Source organism: Vibrio penaeicida (assembly GCF_002933855.1).
GTDB lineage: Bacteria > Pseudomonadota > Gammaproteobacteria > Enterobacterales > Vibrionaceae > Vibrio > Vibrio penaeicida_A.
The window spans coordinates 121,513-141,453 of sequence record NZ_BFAQ01000024.1 but is presented as its reverse complement, the minus strand read 5'-3'; the positions used below and the strand labels follow the sequence as shown (position 1 = coordinate 141,453).

The following is a 19,941-nucleotide window of genomic DNA, read 5'->3' as shown; positions in this document are numbered from 1 at the left end:
CCAACTCATTCGCCTTTGATAAATATCACTGGGATACCAAGACTACTATACTCATATCCTAAAAAAGAATCGTAGGATACCATGAGATCACATTCAGGGAAAAAAGTATCGATTATCATTTTATCCGCTACACCTTCAAGTTTTTGAAGCTCTTCTTCACTATAAACATGCTTAGGATGAAGTTTAACAAGCACATGGTATTTATCCCTATCAATTTTTTCATTTATATAAGCCACTTCATACTCCACATAAGGTTGAGCGGAAGCGAGTAAACAAATCTTTTTATCATCACTCACTTCATCATAATATGATAGACGCATCGAGGTTTTTATAAGGGAGACCGACTTATAATCAAAGTATGAAGAAAAAACGGGTTCAAACTGATTAGAAAAAAGAAACAGTTGGTCAACGACGCCGAAACGCTGAGGAAAGATTATATCAGAGTAAATAAACCCGTGTTGTAAAACGCCATTTTTCGAAACTAAGTGCGATTGTAAATAATCCCAACGTTGCAAATTACTATCCGTAAACACGTAGTGATCACTATTATTAAGCTTATCCAGCAACACAGTTAGCAAACATATATTAGGAAGATCATAAAAATGCATACTGTTTGTTTTTTTCAAAAACATGCACTTATTGGTAGTGAGAGCTTTAACAGCAACTAACAGGGACAAAGAACATGCCCTAAATATGTCTTTTAAAGTTAGAAATGACAGTAAGTTGAAAAATTTTCTCGGATGAACTTTAGTGGCCAAATTGTAACAGTCTAAAGTTTTGAATATGTGTTCTGATGATGTAGAGTAAATAAGCACATTTCGATTTATCTTGTTTCTCGACAAAAAAGGCAAGGCAGGTACTGAAAGGGTTATAAGAAAAGGCGTTAATACTATAAAAGTCAGGAACAGAATTTTATTCAGAAAAAAGAGAACAAAAAAAGGTACTTTCCCATACTTTGAAAACTTAATTAAACTATATGGCTTAAACGAAAGATAGTTCAAAAAGACTGAGTCATAATCACCAAGAAACTTTTCCGACAAGTATTTATCTAAGAATATTTCATTCTTATATGCATTGAGAATAATGTCACTAATATTTCGCATTATCACCTCGTTTAATCATCAACCAACCAATGGCAATAAATACCATATACATGAAAACATTAAAGACACCTATCCATTGAAACATAGTGCCTCTAAACAAAGAAAGGAATATTAACAACTCATTAATGTAAACATATGTCATTAAAGGTTCATTTCTATACCTACAAAGAAAACAAATATATAAACTATATAAAAATATCGGAGAAAACCAAAACAGCTTATTATTAAAATTAAGATATAGTTCAGTTTCAATAGGCCATTGTTGAGTAGCCGATTCATTATACCATTGATCTGGAAAATATATTGAAGTTAACCAAGCACTTATATCAAAAAAGGTTTCGCTTGAAGAAAACCCGAGTAATTCGATCCATTTGTTAATTGCAAACCCAAGCGTTGATAATGTATTCCCGTCCATATCAGATAAAACACGATCGTGTAGAAATATGGTATTAAAATAGCTCAATAGATATTCAATAAGCATAGGCATACTATTATAAAATCCATTAGATCTTACATACATCCCTAAGGAAAAAAGAATAATGAACAATATAAAAATCATCACACCTTTAATCACACTGATTCTAGATTTAGAAATAGGAATAACTAAAAAGAATATCAAAAAAACTAGTATACGACTTTTAAACCCTTGCAACCATGCAGCTAAAATAAGTACGAATACAACAAGCAACACAGTTGTAATGTTTTTTCTATTGTTAATAAAACAGTAAAAACCCAGAATCATTGCAAGAAAGTTGGCCGCATGAATCAATACAAAATTAAGAAAACCGCTTCCTTTTTTTCTTGTTAAATACGTGTAACTATAGTCATTCAACCAATTAGATAGCCCTCCTGTCCGATGAATAAAATACAACAACCCCAAGAAAATTAGCATTGAGAGTAAAATAATACTCTTATCACTAACTATAAATGTATTTTTGCAACTATCTTGATTTCGGTCAAAAACAATCTCTAAAAATCTAGTGATGAAAAAGAACAGCATAAACACATAAAGAAAATCAATAAGTGCTTTATCACTAAGCGTGCTCCAATCATGTATCTTACCCCAAGGCAAAATGTAGTTCCAATCTATAAGGTCTAACGTATAGTATAAAAAAGCAGGAAAGATTAAATACATTAAATAGCTTAGGAAAACGATGTTCGAGGGAACTAGTGCCTTTTTGTTCCTAAAAACCAAATATATCAATAAAATTAAGCCAGATACCACCAACGCCATCATAATTTTCCTCGACTAGATCGGAACTTATTTTTCATATGAAAATATAAAACTGTAGACGTAACTGCTATTATGCTAATAGGTATAGTGGATATATAAATCTGGAGTGAACTATTGTAATTTACACACCATTGTTGAAATAACAAAACAGAAATAGCTACAAAAGTAACAATAAATATATAATAATATGTAGACATCCGCTCTTTTCTGACAGAATGGAGAAACATAACGAATAAACCAAACACAATTAAGGCCCCCTTAAATATTATATGTAATAGTAATATCATGGCCTGATCATATTCGAATCTATTTATTATGTTTAAATACACTAGCACCATCAAGAAAAAGACAATACTTAGAAAAATTATTGCGACAATCGTTTGCTTCAACCAGTTTCTAAAGACATATATATCATGACTATTAGAAAACTTATAAATCATATTTGGAGTTAAGTAATAAATTACACTCGAAAATCCTAAGAAAAATATATTTGATATCATGTCTGAAAATTGAAACTTAGCTATAATTTCAACATCAGCCCCGATGAAATTTAAAAGCAAACGATCAAAGGTCAAAATTAAAGTAAGATTTACTGAGTTTAAAAAAAGATGAAAGGATGACGCTATAATTGTAACACTTGAGAATCTAGTTATATTTTTTTCTCTAAATACTTTTCGAGAAATATGTATTAAAGCAACGCCATAACATAATATCAATCCTAAAGCCCAACTTACAAAAAAAGATTGCACAAGTGGAAATGCAAATAAAAAATAACCAATTAAAAAACAAAAACCAAATACTAATACCCAAGATAAGTTTGTGACGTTAAGTGCTTTATCCAGCTTATAAATACGAAAATAACTTTGGCAATAACTTTTCACCAAATTCATTCCACCGATAAGCAAACCGAATGAAATAAACTCAACGTAAGCTCTTTCCCAATTGAAAAGATTAACAAACAGAAGATACAACATAAAAGCAAATATACTAAAAACAGCAACCACATATATATTTCCTACTTTTATAATATAATTAATATGCGTTCTATCCCTCCCTGATATAGCAGACTCTTTAATAAGAGCACTAAACAGCCCCAAAGACGCAAACGCTGAGTAAGAAATAATTATGAAACTCACACTTGAACTTGCCAATTCTTCCGAAGAAGCCACACTTGAAAAGTATATGCTAATAAGCGCAAAAATCCCAAACTCCATATAGTTAAAAAATAAATAGTTAACTATTTTTCTATATCTAAAGTACTGATATTGGATATTCATCTAGAAATAATTTCAAAAATCTTATTTATTTCTGCACAACTTGAAAAGCTTTGCTTCATTTTTCTATCATCTAAAACCCTATACAATTTATATAAAAACCTATTATAGATTTTCGCCTTTTTATTTTGACTGCTTACATAAGAAGAAAAACAATTCATAAATAGGTCATTTGTAAAAATAGTTGACAGAGCACGCAAATCTTGCTCAAGTTCTACAGGCGCACATTGAGCGAGTGGTTTGTGTCTTTGCCCCCAATGCCCTACATTTGACACCTCTCTAACAAGCCATGGCCGATTAATTAGAGAGATTCCATGTTGATCAATTGCATGGGCAGCAAATACCATCTCTAAAAAATTGTCATTATCTAACCGAATACTTAATAGGTTATTAACTATCGACTTTAAAACAGCTACATCGTAAAGCGACCATAATATTTGATGATAATGATGAAAAAACTCGTGATCTCTATATATACTCTCACGAAACTTTTTACCATCGTCGAGACAATATAGATCATCCAATTTATATGCACTCCCTTTGTTAAATCCCATGATTCTTCCGGAAACCATAGAGACCTTCTTTTCAGCCATATGACACATTGCAAGTTCAATAGATCGCTCAAAAGCAAAATCATCATCAGGGCAGAGCATTGCATTATTTGTGCTAATCATTCCAATTGCTACATTTAGCTTTTCAATAAAACTAAGGCCGGGTAGATGTATATATTCTATATTATCTGCGTCCAGTTCTAACTCTAAGCTGTTAGGCGATGAATCGAGGTACAATATCCTTATTTCAGTCGAAAAGTTTGAATAGAATCTAACACTATTCTGTATATTGTCGTGACGATTATGTGTTGGTATAATAATACTTAGTTTATGTTGTTTTTTCATATGTCCTTTGAACAGCTTTCTTACCACTTAAAAAACTTTGATCACTCCAAAAATAATCCCACTCTCCGAATCGACCACATGATTCTATATTAATAGACTTTAAATACTCTAGAACAACATTTCTTCGTTCTTCCATACCATGATCGAAAACAACATTACCAAATGGAAGATGTTTGTGATGTATGAAAATAATATCTTCAATAGCGCAAATTTTGTCTTCTAAAAGTTTATTTTCAATATTTTTCTTCAAAACTTCCGGATCTAACTTGGCTTTTGTAGAAAGATTATAAATTTCAAATTGGAGTGATGAATTCCCTTGTGGTGCATTATCCAGAGATTTCCATGAAGGGGAATATGCCCTTGCTGCTAGGTTGTCTTCATCGTAGATATAATACCAAAGATAAGGTGGGATATTAGATTTTCTAAAACCGATAGAAACTAGGTCAACGGTTGTCCACAATAAGCTTTCAGCAGCCTTCTTTACGTCTTTTGGTACAGTAGGCAGCAATCCAATAATTACTGGTAATGGAAGAGTGCTAATCAGCGTACTATATTCTTGTATATCGCCGTCACTAAACCTAACATTCTTCTTGATAGAGTCTATCGCAACTGCACACTTGCCTGTTTTTATATTACACTCTTCAGAAATAGCTTTAATAAACTGGAAATAACCTCCTGTTTTTGGATAGCGCATTTCTGAAGCGTAATAGTGGTTATCGTCACGTTTTTCAAATGCACCGAGAAGCACCTCTCGTATGTCGGCGCGTCTGACCCGACTTCCAATCCAAGTAGTAGATAAGTTCTCTGCTTCCATTCCCCAGTACTTGCGCGTATAATTTCTAGGGTACCGTTGGGAAATAGCATAGCCATATTGGTGATCTAACCATTCACCGTAGTTGCTGGGTTTTAAGTCAGGCCTTCCAGTAAATGACTCAAGTAGATTTACTTTTTCTTCTACAGAAAGAGGGTATAAATTATTTTGAATTGGGTGCTTAAGCCATTTGCTTTTTTCAAGACAATAAGCGTTTGGCTTATGGGTGAGATAATCTGTCTTCCCAAAAATTGTTTTAACGTATTCATCCGATGTAAAACTTAAATGAACTGCGTTATCAAAGCGGAAACCTTGTATTGAAAAGTTTCCAACCAGACCACCTATATCCTCATTTTTTTCATAACAAGTAGCATCTATACCTTGCTTCTTCGCATGATATGTCGCTGATATTCCAGTAATACCACCACCTAATACAACTAATTTTTCCATACTATAAACTCACATGCTTAACATTGGAGTGAGAACCTATGACCTTTTTGATTCCACGTTCAAGAGAATAAGCTGCTAACCAGCCTAAACCATTTAGCCTTGTAGTATTAGCACAACTATACATTAGCTCTTTATCTCTCATTGGAATTACTCCAAAATTCAAAGCGGATTGAGATTGGCTGACTTCATGTACAGTTTCAACAAACTCTCTCACTGTTGGTGCGATGCCAGAGCCCAATGGTATTGTTTCGAAATCATGCAATTTCGCTAGATTACCCATCAATGTTTGATATGCGCTCACAACATCGTCAATAAAAATGAAATCACGTTGTTGTAACCCATTTGTTAAGTTCAAATCGCTATTGTTGGAGCAAGAGTTGATAACATAAGTTGTGAACTTGCTGTTGTCATCTTCAGGACCATAGAAGTGTTCCAAAGCGATATTTATGAATTTCATTTTCGATATGTGTAGAGGCCTAATCAGTTCAACAAAGGTGTTTTTTGTTGCTGCGTATGTTGAAACATCACTTGGCAGGGAGGTTCCAGTATGCAAAAAGGCTTTACAGCCATAATTATTGCTTAATGCATACAAATCTGATGGTACCAAGACATTCGCCCTGATTAAGTCAGAGAGTGATTCGTTATTTCGACCATAAAGTGCAATCGTATTAATCACAATATCTGGTCGATATTTATTAAATGCATGCTCCAAAGAACCAGTTTCATCAATATAGACTAAGTCCGTATTGATATTCTCTAAGCGAGCGTGCGACGATGATTTACGAACCAAAGACACACATTTGTGCGTCTTTGAAAGCTTATTCACTAACTGACTGCCTAAGTAGCCAGAAGCACCAGTTATAAATATAACCACGAGTTATTCTCTATTAGAAACTAACGCCAAAAAACTCTTCGAACTTCTCAATAACGAAATTTAAATGTTCATGTCCAAGACCTGGGTAAACACCAATCCAAAACGTATTGTTCATGATTAGGTCTGTATTGGTTAAATCACCGACAACTCGATAATTTACGTGCTCAAAATACGGTTGACGTGTCAGGTTACCAGCAAACAGAAGGCGAGTACCTATCTTGTACTGGTCCATGAACTTCAGTAAGTCAACGCGGTCAATACCAGAGTCTTCACGAATGGTGATTGGGAAGCCAAACCATGATGGGTCAGAGTTTTCTGTTGCTTCAGGAAGAATAATGAACTCTTCACATGAAGCTAGACCATCACGCAAATAGGCGTAGTTATCTTTACGTTTTTGAACTAGGTCTTCAACGCGCTCCATCTGAGCGAGGCCACAAGCAGCTTGCATGTCAGTAATCTTCAGGTTGTACCCCAGATGAGAGTATGTGTACTTGTGATCGTAGCCATCAGGCAGAGAGCCTAGTTGTTGTTCAAAACGCTTACCACATGTGTTGTCACAGCCCGGTGGGCAGTAGCAATCACGACCCCAGTCGCGGAAAGATTCAATCAGCTTACGTATCTCTTTATCTTTTGTAAATACCGCACCGCCTTCACCCATGGTAATATGATGAGCTGGGTAGAAGCTTACCGTTGCGATATCACCGATAGAACCGACCATTTGATCATTGTAAGTTGAGCCTAAAGCATCACAGCAGTCTTCGATAAGCCATAGATTGTACTTATCTGCTACTCGGCGAGCTTCAGTCAGGTCGAATGTGTTACCCAGAGTGTGCGCAACCATGATTGCTTTAGTTTTTTCAGAAACTGCCGCTTCAATCATTTCTGGTTTGATTTGGTATGTTGGGATATCAACATCGACAAACACAGGCACTAAACCATTCTGAATCGTTGGGTTTACCGTTGTAGGGAAACCAGCTGCAACAGTAATGACCTCATCACCTGGCTTCAGCTGACGTTCACCTAGCTTTGGGGAAGTCAGGGCGGTTAACGCAAGAAGGTTAGCCGAAGAACCGGATGTTGTTGTTAACACGTAAGGTACACCTAAATACTCACCTAGGCGCTTTTCAAATGCATCATTAAAACGCCCTGTGGTTAACCAACCATCTAGAGAAGCTTCAACCATCAGTTGAAGCTCTTTGGCACCAAGAACTTTACCCGATGGAGGGACAATGCTCTCTCCGCCGACAAATTCTTTTGGTGCGTATTTTAGTTCTGCATATTGCTCTACAAGTTCAGCAATATGAGCTCTTAATTGCTCTTTCGACATTCTTTATTACCTGCTCTTGCGGTCATGTATTCTTTGATTTCATTAATCGTGTAGGTCTTAATATCTTCGCCATTAAGCCAAGCTTTTTGCCAACTTACGATTTTATCTAAAGTAGTTTCAAGGTCCCAAACTGGCTGCCAATTTAGGCGCATTTTTGCTTTCGAGCAATCCAGTTTCAAGTAATGAGCTTCATGAGGGTGTACCTCTTGGCTCAAGAACCACTCCGCACCTTCTCCCCATGATTGGGTCAGGTGCTTGACGATTTTCTCAACGGGTTGAGCATCTTCATCTTTAGGGCCAAAATTCCAGCCTTCGGCAAAACTTAGCCCTTCTAAATATAACTTTTCTGCTATCGTGATATAACCCGATAGTGGCTCTAAAACATGTTGCCATGGTCTAATCGCATAAGGGCTTCTAATTTCAACTTTTTTGTTATTAGTGAATGCCTGCAAAATATCAGGGATAAGGCGGTCATCTGCCCAATCACCACCACCAATTACGTTACCAGCACGAACAGATGCAAGGGCACAGCCATGTTCTGAGTATTTTTCAGCGTTGAAGAAAGACTGACGATAAGAAGATGCAACCAATTCAGCACAGCCTTTACTATTACTGTATGGATCATAGCCGCCCATTGGTTCGTCTTCACGATAGCCCCATACCCACTCTCGGTTTTCATAGCACTTGTCTGAGGTGATATTAACGACAGCTTTAACACCACCAACCTGTTTGACGGCTTCAAGTAAGTAAACCGTACCCATCACGTTGGTCGAATAGGTTTCTATTGGTTCATCATACGAAAGACGAACCAAAGGTTGTGCGGCCATGTGAAAAACAATTTCAGGTTTAAAGTCATTAATTACTTGGCGCAGGTGAGTAAAATCACGAATGTCACCTTCTTCAGTCGACATCCCTTCCCATACCTTTGCTTCTTCAAACAAGCTAGGAGTTGTTGGTGCCGGCAGAGAGTACCCCTTTACGAGCGCTCCCATTTCTTGAAGCCACAGTGATAACCAACTACCCTTAAAACCTGTGTGGCCTGTAACGAATACTCGTTTACCAGTCCAAAAATTAGGGTTCATGTTTACTCCCAGATTTTCCAAGGTGCTTTATTTGACTGCCAAAGGTCTTCTAGATAAACCTTGTCGCGCAAAGTATCCATTGGTTGCCAGAAGCCATGGTGCTCATATGCCATTAATTCATCATCTTCTGCCAATTGATTTAAAGGGTATTGCTCCCAAACACAATCGTCGTCGTCAATATAGCTTAGAACCTCTGGTGAAAGAACAAAGAAACCACCGTTAATCATTGCACCATCGCCTTTTGGCTTTTCTTTGAAGCTATTAACATGACCTTGTTTGATATCTAATGCGCCAAAACGCCCTGGTGGATAGGTTGCTGTCAATGTAGCTTTTTTTCCATGAGATTTATGAAATCTGATTGTTTCAGTGATATCTATATCCCCAACCCCATCACCATACGTAAAGCAAAACGCTTCTTCGTCTTTCAGGTAATCTGACACTCGGCCTAAACGGCCACCTGTCATAGAGCTATCGCCAGTATCAACCAAGGTTACAGTCCAAGGTTCAGCTCGTTTACGATGGACTTTCATTTCATTGTTTTGCATATCAAATGTTACATCTGACATATGAAGGAAATAGTTAGCGAAATACTCTTTAATTACGTAGCCCTTGTAACCACAACAAATGATAAAATCATTAATACCGTGTGCAGAGTATTGCTTCATGATGTGCCACAATATTGGCTTACCACCAATCTCAACCATTGGTTTTGGCTTTATAGAAGTTTCTTCACTGAGACGCGTTCCTAAGCCGCCTGCAAGAATAACTGCTTTCATTATTATCTCCAGTTATTAGACACTATTTCGAGGGAGTAAATGCGTCTGAGTAAAAGTGTTTTGGTGGTAGCTTGTGATTTGAAAACAAACACTTAGAGCTTTCGATCATAGAAAGAGAGCCACACGCATAAACATCATGATGCTCTAAGTTTGGGACATCTTCAACAACAGCATTTTGAACATAGCCTGTTCTTCCATCCCATTCCGGGGACCGGGACAGGACGGGAACGAAAACAATGCGCTTATTCAATCTAGTAAATTGAATAAATTCTTCACTATAGATTTCATCAGGGGTTCTCATTCCCCAATACACAGTGATACTTCTTTCATCACGACTATGAACAAGGTGCTCCACCATAGCTTTAACTGGTGCGATTCCAGTCCCTGTAGCTAAGAAAATAAGAGGCCGAGTTGCAGGCCTAACAAAAAAAGTTCCTTTTGGCCCCTCAGTTCTCATTAGCTGACCTTCTCTCAAGCCATCAAAAATGAGATCTGACATTTGTCCATTTGAAACTTTTCTAATATGTAGCTCTATTTCTTTAGTATCATCCGGAATATTGGCAATCGAATAGCTTCTCTTAACACCTTTATAAATAAGTTCAAGATACTGTCCTGCCATGTACTCAAAATTCGCAGAGGGAGGATAACGTAAGCGCAAAATGGCGATGTCATTTGCAGGAAAAGAGATGGAGCTGACTTTACACGGCAAGGTTTGTTGAGGCAGCTTAGCAAGTTCCGGAAAGAAGTTTGCTTCGATGACTATGTCAGTGAGAGGACGCGTTTTACAGGTAAGTATACTACCACCAACGATAACCTCACCTTTATCATTTTCTACTTTACCTTCAACTAATCGTGTTTCACATACTCCACAATCACCATTCATACAGCTATGTTCGAGAACTATATCGCTGTCTAAAGCGTCCTGAAGAACGTTTTCCTCAGACTGAAAAATGATATCTGAAGGTGTGATTTTTACATTATGTGACATTTAAGAACCAAAAACTATCTACGACATCTATACAAAAGTGCTCAATGACGATGAGATTTCCCATTACTACAGCCATTGAATGATACCAGAAAATGATACCAGAAATAGAGACTTGACATAGAAAATGTCAAATCATTCTCAAACAATAAGCATGTAATACAGCATACTAGCAAATGTAGCCATGTACCACTACCGACCTTAACCTTTATATTTCAGATAATTACATGATTTAGGTGGAAAATCGTTGGTATCAAAGCGTGCGAATAATAAGGCATGATCATTTAGTACATCAACTTGTCTAACTTCAGTAGTAAATGCAATCTTGCATCCTTTACTTTCCAAAAGCGCAACAACATCCTCACTATATGAGCCGTACGGGTAACATGCTGTCCAATTTTCCATTTTACAACCCAGAGATTTTAAGAAATCAGTAGATCGTTTTATTTCAAGTTCTAATGTTTCATCATCTAAACGATTCCACCAATAATGGTCATACCCATGGCACCCCACGTGCATTCCATCTTTTACCATCAGTTCAAGCTGTTCTCTAGTTACATACAGCTCTTTAGCGAAGGCTTCTTCACTCAGACCGACATACTTACGAAACAGTCGATCAGCTAATATATTCCGTAACTCTTCAGGTAGAGCATGTTGTAGCATTCGTTTTACAAAAATAACCTCTTTGGTATCAAAACGATTCGCAACAGCATATTCTTTAAAGTAGTTATCAAAAGAATCCAACTGATATTCTTCGGAATAGTTTTCTAGCTCGTTTCGCAATGTATCGACTAATAATTGTGCGTTATCGACTGAAGCAAGAACATAGTGCACCTTATTAACATCAAGTACTTTGTGTTCCAATACAGCTTTCGCTGGGATAAAGAACGTTCCCTGCACACCATACTTTTTGAGTAACGGATAAACGTAAGTAAAATGCTCGGCATATCCATCGTCAAAAGTTAGCAATAAAGCATTTTCCGGAAGTGCAGTGCCTTGAGATTGCGCTTCAATTACTTCTTCCATCGTGACTATTGAGTAATTATCTCGAAAAAACTCTAATTGTTCGACGAATAAATCCAGCTCCAACCCTTTAATTTCAGGATAACGTGATGTTTTAATCGGTCGTACATAGTGGTACATCGCTACAGTAAGTCTGTTCATAAGTTAGGCCTGTCTTGATCCGAGTCACCTCGGAAAATTCGCACATTGGGATTTTCCGTTTGGTAGGCATAATCTATACTAATATTCTTTAATTCAAACGGTTCAAAGTAGTTAGGGATGACAAATTGATCCGATGCGTTAGATCTAAAACCACTGTTTTTGTCAGAATTTATATTTGTAACAATATCAATGTAGTCAAATCCTTTGTCACTAACAAGATCAGATATTACATGATTAAACCTACTATCCAATATACTCTCACCTTGCATATCCACAATTCGTGCTATTAACACATCATCGACATTATTCACACGATAAATAAAAAGTGATATTGGTTCATTTTTCTCAAAAATAACAACCACTTCGTACTTATACACTGGATGATTAATGTATCTGTTTTTTATGTAGGTCACATCTTTTTTAGGATGGCTAGCAAACAAATGTTCTAGTCCATTAAATGAATCATTCTCATTTAATATCTGGTACGAAAAGCTCGTATGTTCAACAGCTGCAAGATAGTTGTTGGGAGGTTGTACAAGCGAAAAATTGCTGATTGTTTGGTTAAAAAACGCAAAATGATTAAGTATCCCTACTTCATATTTTAACGCTTTGTAGATAGGGACTACTTGCTTACTTAGACCTAATGAACATATTAACTTAAGATCCAATTCTTTTTTCAAGAACTTAAGCATCAGCAAACCTAAACCTGGTTGCCTTATGTCATCTCTAACTTTCCAAATAGCTAGCCAGGCTTCTTTTTGATCTTCCAGAGTTTTTGAAAATTGAGAAGTAGGGATGAACCCAAGAATCGCGATAATTTCTTTGCCTCGCATTGCTAGAACGAAATTATATTGGTCGCCATTTTTATGTTGCCAGTCAAATAATTTTCGATCTCTGGTAAAGATATGATCTTTTCTCCAGTGTTCGTCAATAAAGCCAATTAACTCGTCAACCATATCAAGAGAGCAAACTTTAAATTCTGTTTTCATATAAAAATTATTCTTACCCAGCTCTGGCTGTTATCTTTTTACAACCAAATTTAAATTTTCATTTCAACAAACATAGTACTTTTATCAAAGTAGCCATAACAGAAAAGAGCGCTTGTTGCACTCTTTTCTATTTTAACCCGTTTCATTTAATTCGGTTGGAAACGAGTATAAATATCCAAAAACTCTTTAAATGTTGTCGGATACACCGGTTCGTCCATCATGGTAAATGGGTCGTACTCTAGCTCTTCTTCCAAGCGAGCTACAAGAATGGCGAAACCCAACGAATCGAGTCCACTTTCTAATAAAACTGTGTCGTCATTTAGCTCACCGATAAGAACTGAATCTGTAGCTTCCAATGCTTCATGGAAGGTTTCAATGACAATGTCTCTTAAATTTGACATAGCTTTCCTTGATTGGTTAATTAACTTTCTAAAGGCTTAATAGCCTGCCATCATCTCATACTTGTTGAGTAGTTCGCAATGCTCTTTCAAGTCACATAAGTCTTGAAGGTCATCGGTTAGAAAAGCTCTTGTCTGCTCATAAAGACCAGCTTTGAAGTCAGTATCGATCTTGTCATCGATTTCAACAAAGTCTTGTTGCACACTTCCCAAATTTTGAACCTGCAGCTTCTCTAGAGGACTGAATATAAAGCGCCTTTTTTGCGTCAATATCTCAACTCTCCAGCGTCCAGGTGCCCCCCAGTTGCCATTATATGAAAACAATGCACCACTTTCAGCTACCCCGGCCCCTGAAAAGTTGTATGATCTAGAGTGCCAATCAGAACTTCCGCTCGTAAAAGTACTAATTTCTTTGGGTTTGCCACCTAAAAAGAATGCCAAATCTGCAACATGCGTTGTATTTCCTAAGAACCAGTTATCTTTAACCCCTGGCGCCTTGGGAATATTTTGAATAACATGGCCCCATTCAGTAAGTTCAAAGTTAAAGCTTAGTGGGCCACCGTCCTCTTCAATCAACTGCTTAGCTGCTTGTACAGAAGAATAAAATCTACGATTATAAGCAACAAAGACATCCGCATTAGCTTTCTGAACTTTTTCTGCCAAAGAACGAATATCGTCGCCATCAAGACCAGCAGGTTTTTCTACAAGAAAACGACGAACACCAACATTCAGTAGAAGTTCTGTCGTATGATGTAATTGCTCTACCCCTGTCGTTACGATGGCTGCCTGTACATTTGAAACACTGTGCCCTGACAAGAACTTCTCTAGTCCGCCAGGCACCGCTTCAACACCAGTTTTAGAATAAAACTCCGCAGCAGATTCTTTCCCTCGACCAATAACAGTAAATTCCTTTTCTAAGGATTTAAGCACATGGGCATATGCTTGAGCCATAGGGCCAGCGCCGACTAAAATAATCATTATTTGTGATCCCTTAAGTTATCGGTACAATTTTATTTTGAACTGTTGCGTTTGAACTTTCATTAAACGCAGCAAGCGCCTTATTTAGAAATTCTTCATGTAACATTGAAGACGTATCAAAAGGCGTAAGTTCACAGACACCACTTTCAAGAAGAGCCAACACGTGCAGCTGTGTAGATTCACTTTGGTATGGAATATTATAAGGTGCTTCTTTTATCACTTGCCCCGTATCATCAAGCCACCTAAGTATTGCTTCAGACTCTCCAAAAACAATGGCTTGGCCATCAAAGGATACCACTAGTTTTGAACTAACAACCTTGTCATCAGTAGAAGAGCAGCTTAGCTTCAGTTTGTGTTTACCACTATCGGAGATGCCTTCAATCACCCCCGTCAACTCTTGGTACCCTGAACGCTTAGAAGAAATAACGGCTATATCTTTAAAATCCAAGCTATAGCTTTCAAACTTGGCGAAAAACTGCCACAAATCGATAAAGTGTATTGCGTTGCATGCTAGGCCCCAGTTGTAGCCAGACACCGTTACTTCCACTGAACTACTGGACGCATAATGCTGTTTAATCTCTTTATAAGCAGTAAAAATTCGTCTAGGGCAGTTAACCCAAGTATTGAGTTCGTTCTGTTTCAACAGTCTTTCTGCAGCTTTGAGTTGCTCAGTTGACTGGAACAAGACTTTTTCAAGGATGAGGTGTTCAAGAGACACATTTTCGACCAACTGCTCTAAGACTTGAAGTCTGTTTGCAGAGTTTGTTGCAACCACTGTTACCTCAAAATGCTGGTCTTTTATTGCACTCAAGGAGGTATGATAGTCCACATCTGGAGAAGTACTCGAGCTTACTGAGTTATATCTTTGCTCAGCTAGCTCCAACGAGTCTTTCGAATGATCCAACACATGCACTTTAAAGCCTTCAGGAAGAAGAGCCATAGACTGAAGATGTCGACTTCCCAGTTGACCTGCACCGACGACTAATATATTGCGAGACATTTATTTACTCACTATTTAATTACAAAATCCATCATCAACGACTATGTTTTGCCCTGTAACGTACTTAGAGTCATCCGAAAGCAAGAAAAGCACACTGCCTAACACATCCTCAACATCTAACATTCCATTACCATTCGTTTCTGCCTTATAAGCAGATAAGAAAGACTCTGGTTGGCCATCAAGAATACCGCCTGGGCTGATACAGTTAATTCGGAATCGGCTGTCGTTTATATAAGCGATAACATACTTGTTCAGGTGCAAAATCGCCGACTTAATCGCTGCGTATTCTACTGGGGTTGTCATGTGCGTACCTTTATAAATATCAAATTTTGGTGCAATAACACCATAAATAGACGACACATTAACAAGAGAAAAAGGGGTTTGTTCCCTGCGAAAGTACTCAGCACATTGCTGAGTAAACAAAAATGCGCTACCCAAATGAAGGGATAGATTTTCATTGAAGCTATCTAGGCTCACATCAAAGAAATGCGCGCCGTATGTACTATTTCTTGGGTATGACGAGTTAACCGCGCCATCAATTCGTCTTGGTGTAGAAAAGAATGCTTTAACACTTTTTTCATCAGTCACATCTAACTGAACATACTCAATCTGAGATTGTTCAGCATTAGACATCTGACTCATTTTTTCCTTCATTCTATTAACATCAACGTCTGCTGCAATTATATTGGCACCTCTTCCCACCAGAGCGGAAACTAAGCTTCCTCCTAGCAGCCCGCCAGCACCTGCTATCAATATCGTTTTGTCTTTTAGGCTAGTATTCATTGACTTGTTCTCTAAGTAAGGTTTCAGCAAATAAAAAGTCATAGATGTCATCTATATCTACAGCACGCTCTTTTGGCACTTCGATACTGGTTACTCTAGTATCAAACAGTCTCTCTGTTCTTAGAACGTAAGCTGGTGTCGTTGCGTACACCATTGTAGTAATATCAAAAACTTGTGGCGCATCTTGGCGTCGAGAAACATCACTATCAGGTTGAATGACTAATTCAACTGAACCATCTTCCGCATACTTGACCATATTAAAATATGGACTTCTCGAAGCAGGTGAGATTGCGATACAGAGTTCAGATCCCGTTTCAACCCTTTTGGCTACAACACGTTCTACGTCTTGAACCAAGCGCAAAGGGCTTGTAGCAGGCAAACTGACAAAACCATCAAAATCACCATACTCTTCCTGGACATGTTCAATCGCATGCTTCCAAGAAAGTATTTCCGGACTAGTATCGGAGGCAAGTTCATCTGGTCGCTTAATAACCGTAGCACCACCATTAGCTGCCACTTGTGCAATCTCATCATCATCAGTTGAGACAAACACTCTATTAATAGAAGGGGCTGCTAACGCGACATCAATTGAGTATTGAATAAGAGGTTTACCAGCCAATAACTTGATATTTTTCTTTGGCAATCCCTTCGAGCCACCTCGAGCAAAAATAAATGCAAAATTCTTCATAAATTAATTTCTAGTAATAGGTGTTGATGATTTAATATCTTCGATAAGAGAGACTGTCTTTATGGCTTCATCGATAGACACACATTCATTACTACGCCCCTCAATTAACTCAACGAAATCATCTAGCATTTTTAAGTAAATCTGATTCTTGTCCCAATCAGAGTCGTGATATACAATTTCGTCTTTCGTCGCCATTTGTAACTCAACTCGATTTTCTATTAGATCCCAATCCAACCGACCATTCATGCCAATTAGGGAACACTTCCTAAACGCTTTTTTCTGTAAAAAATCCAGATGGATATTGATTAGAACACCTTGGGGGTTTAATGCGACCACATCGGCAAGCTCTTCAACATCGAGGTTCAGTTCTTCCGTAGCACGAAGATGAGCAAATTGTAGGTCTAATGTACCTAGCATCCACTGTGTATAATCTAACTCGTGGCTTAATTCCAACAAAGCGCCACCGCCAAGTTCAGCGTTAGCTGATACGCACTCACGATAGTCTTTGGTTGGTCGCCAATTTGGTAAATACTGCCCAATTTCAGCATTAAAATTATACAAAGCACCTAAAACACCACTTTGAATAATCTCTTTGGTGCGATGCGCAGAAGGTAAGTACCGTAAACAATAGCCAACGGCAACAGGTGTCTTCCACCGAATCGCCGCTTCTCGGATTCGATTTGCATCGTGAATATTCGCTGCAATGGGTTTTTCGATAAGAATTGGAATCCCAGCTTGAATCAGTTCTATCGCATGTTGTGCATGAAACGTAGCAGGGGAGGCAACGATAGCAAAATAGATATTAGCATCAATTAATGTCTGTATATCATTTGCTACCACATCACAATCACTAATGGGCGAAGTAGGTTTTCGTCCACTAGCTGACATTGCCCATACTTTACATTCAGGAAAGAGTTTTTTTAAATTGCTACGATGTCGGTTTGCTATATTACCTAAACCAATAACCGCTATATCCATCATCTCAGTCCATTCCCAATGTCATAATATCAGCCTGAGCTCTGTGAAAATCATCCATTCGCCCAATATCAAGCCAATACTCATGTATCGGAAACATCAAAACTTTGGCTTTATTATTAATGTGTTGTTCAAGTAACGTCGGCATATCAATACGATGATTTTCTGGTACAGATTTAATGACTTCAGGAGAGACTACATATATACCAGCATTAACAAAAAAACGTTGAATCGGTTTTTCTTCCATCGAGACAATTTGATTGCCTTCACCATTGATCACGCCATAGGGTATTTGATACTCATAATCGCGCACACACATGGTAGCAACCGCATCATTCTCCATATGAGACTCCAAAAGGCGACGGAAGTCTATTTTAGTCAACACATCACCATTCATCATAATGATAGGCTCATCCTTCACAATTTCTTTAGGTAAAAGACCTAAAGCGCCACCAGTTCCTAATGGGGTATCTTCGTGTACATAGTGAATATTTACCCCAAACGAAGAGCCATCACCAAAGTGTGTATGAATTTGCTCAGGCATATAGTGAGTGGAAATATAAAAATTGTTAAAGCCAGCATTGATAAAACTGCGGATAACTGTTTCTAGAATTGGTTTGTCACCAACCTTAAGCATAGGTTTGGGGCAATTATCTGTTAGAGGGCGTAAGCGAGTACCAAAGCCACCAGCCATAATAAAAACTGGGTTTGAATAGCATTCTTTAACGACTAAAGCATCATGTAGCGTTTCTAAACCAGCAACTTTTTTACCTTCAAGGATAGGGATAAACAAGATATCTAACTGGTTCATCATTTCAAGCATTTCGTTTCTTGATGTACCAACCTGTACCGAGACAGGTGAAGGATTCATAACGTGAATCACCTTAGAGTCAAGCCCTTCTCCACGCAAGAATGCTCTTCGTATATCACCATCAGTGACAGTTCCCAGCAGCTCTTTCGATGCATTAACAATAATGACAACTCTAAGAGATTCATTATTAATAACTTCCAATGCATCTTTTATGGAAGCGTTTTCTGAAAGGAGTACATTCTCCCAACTACGTATCATGAAATAACCCCTAAATTAGCTCATCTTTTTTATAGTTCTTTTTAGCTACCGTGCCCAGCACTGACCAATAATTAAGAGGTGAGATACCTCCACCCGGCCGCTTAACGGTTAGGTTATGCTCACAAAAAGTTTCACCTTCCTTTATATCAACAGTTGCGACTAAGCTTTTGCGCGCAATGTCCATATTTTTAAGTTCAGAAGGCCTAGGACCCTTAACACCGTCTCCTAAACATTTTTGCACCTTTCTAATAGAAGTGATCATCTCTTTGAGTTCATCAGGCTCTAGCGATGCCTTATGATCGGGACCTTCCATATTTCTATCTAAAGTGAAGTGTTTCTCAATAATCTCGGCACCCAGTGCTACAGCAGCAACGGGAACCGTAATGCCTTCACTATGATCTGAATAACCAATACGAACACCAAATGCAGAACTAATCGTTTGCATCGCTGTTAGGTTGATATCTTCAAGTGGTGCTGGGTACTCTGTAGTACAGTGTAGTACTGTCACTTTAGAGCGAATGGCTTCCTGTCCTTCTGAAGAGAAGTAAGCTTCCTTAAATTTCTCTACGCTAGGTGCATCTTCGATAGGTGCAGTCAGACCAAATGCAATGATACCAAGAGCCAGTTCAATGTCACTTAAGCTTGCCATGCCGGTTGATAGAATAATATCGCAACCAGTTCTTGCATGGGCTAACACCAAAGGAGCATTGGTAATTTCACCAGATGGAAGCTTTAGGGTTTTAAGCCCAAGTTCATCGACCAAAAAGCTCAGGCTTTCATGGTCAAAGGCAGTCGACAAAAACTCAATTCCGCTCTCAACGCAATAGCCAACCAACCTTTTGTGCGCTTCAAACGATAGCTCTAAGCGCTTCACCATATCTAGCTGGCTCTCAGTATTACCAGTTGATTGCTTTTGATATTCTGCTTTATCAGCAACTGTGCTGATACACTTTTCAGCTTTAAACGTTTGGAACTTAACAATATCTGCCCCCGCAGATTTAGCGACGTCAATCAGTTGCTTTGCAAGCTCCTCACTTCCGTTATGGTTGACACCTATTTCGGCAATTACCACTGCCATACTAACC

At 38.0% G+C, this 19,941-nt stretch carries 20 protein-coding genes; all 20 read right to left on the bottom strand.

Annotated elements, in window-relative coordinates:
* Nucleotides 1-5: 5 nt before the first annotated feature.
* Nucleotides 6-626, bottom strand: a complete 621-nt coding sequence (locus tag VPNCDNU1_RS28715) for a hypothetical protein (RefSeq protein ID WP_145959459.1) — start codon at nt 624-626, stop codon at nt 6-8.
* A 463-nt stretch (nt 627-1,089) separates the two neighbouring features.
* Complete coding sequence (locus VPNCDNU1_RS14785; RefSeq protein ID WP_145959458.1) at nt 1,090-2,340, bottom strand: hypothetical protein; 1,251 nt, start codon at nt 2,338-2,340, stop codon at nt 1,090-1,092.
* On the bottom strand, nt 2,337-3,614 hold the full coding sequence (locus VPNCDNU1_RS14780) for a hypothetical protein (RefSeq protein ID WP_104401024.1): 1,278 nt from the start codon (nt 3,612-3,614) through the stop codon (nt 2,337-2,339). The genes VPNCDNU1_RS14785 and VPNCDNU1_RS14780 overlap by 4 nt, the downstream gene beginning before the upstream one ends.
* A complete protein-coding gene (locus VPNCDNU1_RS14775; protein WP_104401023.1) occupies nt 3,611-4,507 on the bottom strand; it encodes a TIGR00180 family glycosyltransferase in 897 nt (298 codons plus the stop codon). Before VPNCDNU1_RS14775 ends, VPNCDNU1_RS14780 begins: the two co-directional genes overlap by 4 nt.
* Nucleotides 4,491-5,768, bottom strand: coding sequence for a protoporphyrinogen/coproporphyrinogen oxidase (locus VPNCDNU1_RS14770; protein WP_104401022.1), 1,278 nt, complete (start codon nt 5,766-5,768; stop codon nt 4,491-4,493). The genes VPNCDNU1_RS14775 and VPNCDNU1_RS14770 overlap by 17 nt, the downstream gene beginning before the upstream one ends.
* Before the next feature lies 1 nt (nt 5,769).
* On the bottom strand, nt 5,770-6,642 hold the full coding sequence (locus VPNCDNU1_RS14765) for an NAD-dependent epimerase/dehydratase (RefSeq protein WP_104401021.1): 873 nt from the start codon (nt 6,640-6,642) through the stop codon (nt 5,770-5,772).
* Between the two features lie 13 nt (nt 6,643-6,655).
* Nucleotides 6,656-7,969, bottom strand: coding sequence for a lipopolysaccharide biosynthesis protein RfbH (rfbH, locus tag VPNCDNU1_RS14760; RefSeq protein ID WP_104401020.1), 1,314 nt, complete (start codon nt 7,967-7,969; stop codon nt 6,656-6,658).
* On the bottom strand, nt 7,951-9,051 hold the full coding sequence (gene rfbG / locus VPNCDNU1_RS14755) for a CDP-glucose 4,6-dehydratase (protein ID WP_104401019.1): 1,101 nt from the start codon (nt 9,049-9,051) through the stop codon (nt 7,951-7,953). The genes rfbH and rfbG overlap by 19 nt, the downstream gene beginning before the upstream one ends.
* Nucleotides 9,052-9,053: 2 nt before the next feature.
* Nucleotides 9,054-9,827 carry a glucose-1-phosphate cytidylyltransferase gene (rfbF, locus tag VPNCDNU1_RS14750; RefSeq protein WP_104401018.1) on the bottom strand — a complete coding sequence of 258 codons (774 nt, stop codon included), beginning with the start codon at nt 9,825-9,827 and terminating at the stop codon, nt 9,054-9,056.
* 22 nt (nt 9,828-9,849) lie between these two features.
* A complete protein-coding gene (locus VPNCDNU1_RS14745) occupies nt 9,850-10,815 on the bottom strand; it encodes an FAD-binding oxidoreductase (RefSeq protein WP_104401017.1) in 966 nt (321 codons plus the stop codon).
* A 198-nt stretch (nt 10,816-11,013) separates the two neighbouring features.
* Nucleotides 11,014-11,976, bottom strand: coding sequence for a polysaccharide deacetylase family protein (locus VPNCDNU1_RS14740; protein ID WP_201797127.1), 963 nt, complete (start codon nt 11,974-11,976; stop codon nt 11,014-11,016).
* Nucleotides 11,973-12,965, bottom strand: coding sequence for a hypothetical protein (locus VPNCDNU1_RS14735; protein WP_104401016.1), 993 nt, complete (start codon nt 12,963-12,965; stop codon nt 11,973-11,975). Before VPNCDNU1_RS14735 ends, VPNCDNU1_RS14740 begins: the two co-directional genes overlap by 4 nt.
* A gap of 146 nt (nt 12,966-13,111) precedes the next feature.
* The gene (locus VPNCDNU1_RS14730; protein ID WP_104401015.1) at nt 13,112-13,366 is read right to left on the bottom strand and encodes an acyl carrier protein; all 255 of its coding nucleotides are present in this window, start codon (nt 13,364-13,366) and stop codon (nt 13,112-13,114) included.
* Between the two features lie 36 nt (nt 13,367-13,402).
* Complete coding sequence (locus tag VPNCDNU1_RS14725) at nt 13,403-14,341, bottom strand: Gfo/Idh/MocA family protein (RefSeq protein ID WP_104401014.1); 939 nt, start codon at nt 14,339-14,341, stop codon at nt 13,403-13,405.
* A gap of 13 nt (nt 14,342-14,354) precedes the next feature.
* The gene (locus VPNCDNU1_RS14720; RefSeq protein WP_104401013.1) at nt 14,355-15,341 is read right to left on the bottom strand and encodes a Gfo/Idh/MocA family oxidoreductase; all 987 of its coding nucleotides are present in this window, start codon (nt 15,339-15,341) and stop codon (nt 14,355-14,357) included.
* 15 nt (nt 15,342-15,356) lie between these two features.
* A complete protein-coding gene (locus tag VPNCDNU1_RS14715) occupies nt 15,357-16,124 on the bottom strand; it encodes an oxidoreductase (protein ID WP_104401012.1) in 768 nt (255 codons plus the stop codon).
* A complete protein-coding gene (locus tag VPNCDNU1_RS14710; RefSeq protein ID WP_104401011.1) occupies nt 16,114-16,812 on the bottom strand; it encodes an acylneuraminate cytidylyltransferase family protein in 699 nt (232 codons plus the stop codon). The genes VPNCDNU1_RS14715 and VPNCDNU1_RS14710 overlap by 11 nt, the downstream gene beginning before the upstream one ends.
* A gap of 3 nt (nt 16,813-16,815) precedes the next feature.
* On the bottom strand, nt 16,816-17,793 hold the full coding sequence (locus VPNCDNU1_RS14705) for a Gfo/Idh/MocA family protein (protein ID WP_104401010.1): 978 nt from the start codon (nt 17,791-17,793) through the stop codon (nt 16,816-16,818).
* A gap of 1 nt (nt 17,794) precedes the next feature.
* A complete protein-coding gene (locus VPNCDNU1_RS14700) occupies nt 17,795-18,856 on the bottom strand; it encodes a nucleotidyltransferase family protein (protein WP_104401009.1) in 1,062 nt (353 codons plus the stop codon).
* Nucleotides 18,857-18,866: 10 nt separating this feature from the next.
* On the bottom strand, nt 18,867-19,934 hold the full coding sequence (gene neuB / locus VPNCDNU1_RS14695) for an N-acetylneuraminate synthase (protein ID WP_104401008.1): 1,068 nt from the start codon (nt 19,932-19,934) through the stop codon (nt 18,867-18,869).
* Between the last annotated feature and the right edge of the window lie 7 nt (nt 19,935-19,941).

Excerpts from the sequence above, each read along its gene's own strand:
- VPNCDNU1_RS14785 (WP_145959458.1), bottom strand. The coding sequence starts at position 2,340 with ATGATGGCGTTGGTGGTATCTGGCTTAATTTTATTGATATATTTGGTT.
- VPNCDNU1_RS14780 (WP_104401024.1), bottom strand. The coding sequence starts at position 3,614 with ATGAATATCCAATATCAGTACTTTAGATATAGAAAAATAGTTAACTAT.
- VPNCDNU1_RS14775 (WP_104401023.1), bottom strand. The coding sequence starts at position 4,507 with ATGAAAAAACAACATAAACTAAGTATTATTATACCAACACATAATCGT.
- VPNCDNU1_RS14770 (WP_104401022.1), bottom strand. The coding sequence starts at position 5,768 with ATGGAAAAATTAGTTGTATTAGGTGGTGGTATTACTGGAATATCAGCG.
- rfbH (WP_104401020.1), bottom strand. The coding sequence starts at position 7,969 with ATGTCGAAAGAGCAATTAAGAGCTCATATTGCTGAACTTGTAGAGCAA.
- rfbG (WP_104401019.1), bottom strand. The coding sequence starts at position 9,051 with ATGAACCCTAATTTTTGGACTGGTAAACGAGTATTCGTTACAGGCCAC.
- rfbF (WP_104401018.1), bottom strand. The coding sequence starts at position 9,827 with ATGAAAGCAGTTATTCTTGCAGGCGGCTTAGGAACGCGTCTCAGTGAA.
- VPNCDNU1_RS14745 (WP_104401017.1), bottom strand. The coding sequence starts at position 10,815 with ATGTCACATAATGTAAAAATCACACCTTCAGATATCATTTTTCAGTCT.
- VPNCDNU1_RS14740 (WP_201797127.1), bottom strand. The coding sequence starts at position 11,976 with ATGAACAGACTTACTGTAGCGATGTACCACTATGTACGACCGATTAAA.
- VPNCDNU1_RS14735 (WP_104401016.1), bottom strand. The coding sequence starts at position 12,965 with ATGAAAACAGAATTTAAAGTTTGCTCTCTTGATATGGTTGACGAGTTA.
- VPNCDNU1_RS14730 (WP_104401015.1), bottom strand. The coding sequence starts at position 13,366 with ATGTCAAATTTAAGAGACATTGTCATTGAAACCTTCCATGAAGCATTG.
- VPNCDNU1_RS14725 (WP_104401014.1), bottom strand. The coding sequence starts at position 14,341 with ATGATTATTTTAGTCGGCGCTGGCCCTATGGCTCAAGCATATGCCCAT.
- VPNCDNU1_RS14720 (WP_104401013.1), bottom strand. The coding sequence starts at position 15,341 with ATGTCTCGCAATATATTAGTCGTCGGTGCAGGTCAACTGGGAAGTCGA.
- VPNCDNU1_RS14715 (WP_104401012.1), bottom strand. The coding sequence starts at position 16,124 with ATGAATACTAGCCTAAAAGACAAAACGATATTGATAGCAGGTGCTGGC.
- VPNCDNU1_RS14710 (WP_104401011.1), bottom strand. The coding sequence starts at position 16,812 with ATGAAGAATTTTGCATTTATTTTTGCTCGAGGTGGCTCGAAGGGATTG.
- VPNCDNU1_RS14705 (WP_104401010.1), bottom strand. The coding sequence starts at position 17,793 with ATGATGGATATAGCGGTTATTGGTTTAGGTAATATAGCAAACCGACAT.
- VPNCDNU1_RS14700 (WP_104401009.1), bottom strand. The coding sequence starts at position 18,856 with ATGATACGTAGTTGGGAGAATGTACTCCTTTCAGAAAACGCTTCCATA.
- neuB (WP_104401008.1), bottom strand. The coding sequence starts at position 19,934 with ATGGCAGTGGTAATTGCCGAAATAGGTGTCAACCATAACGGAAGTGAG.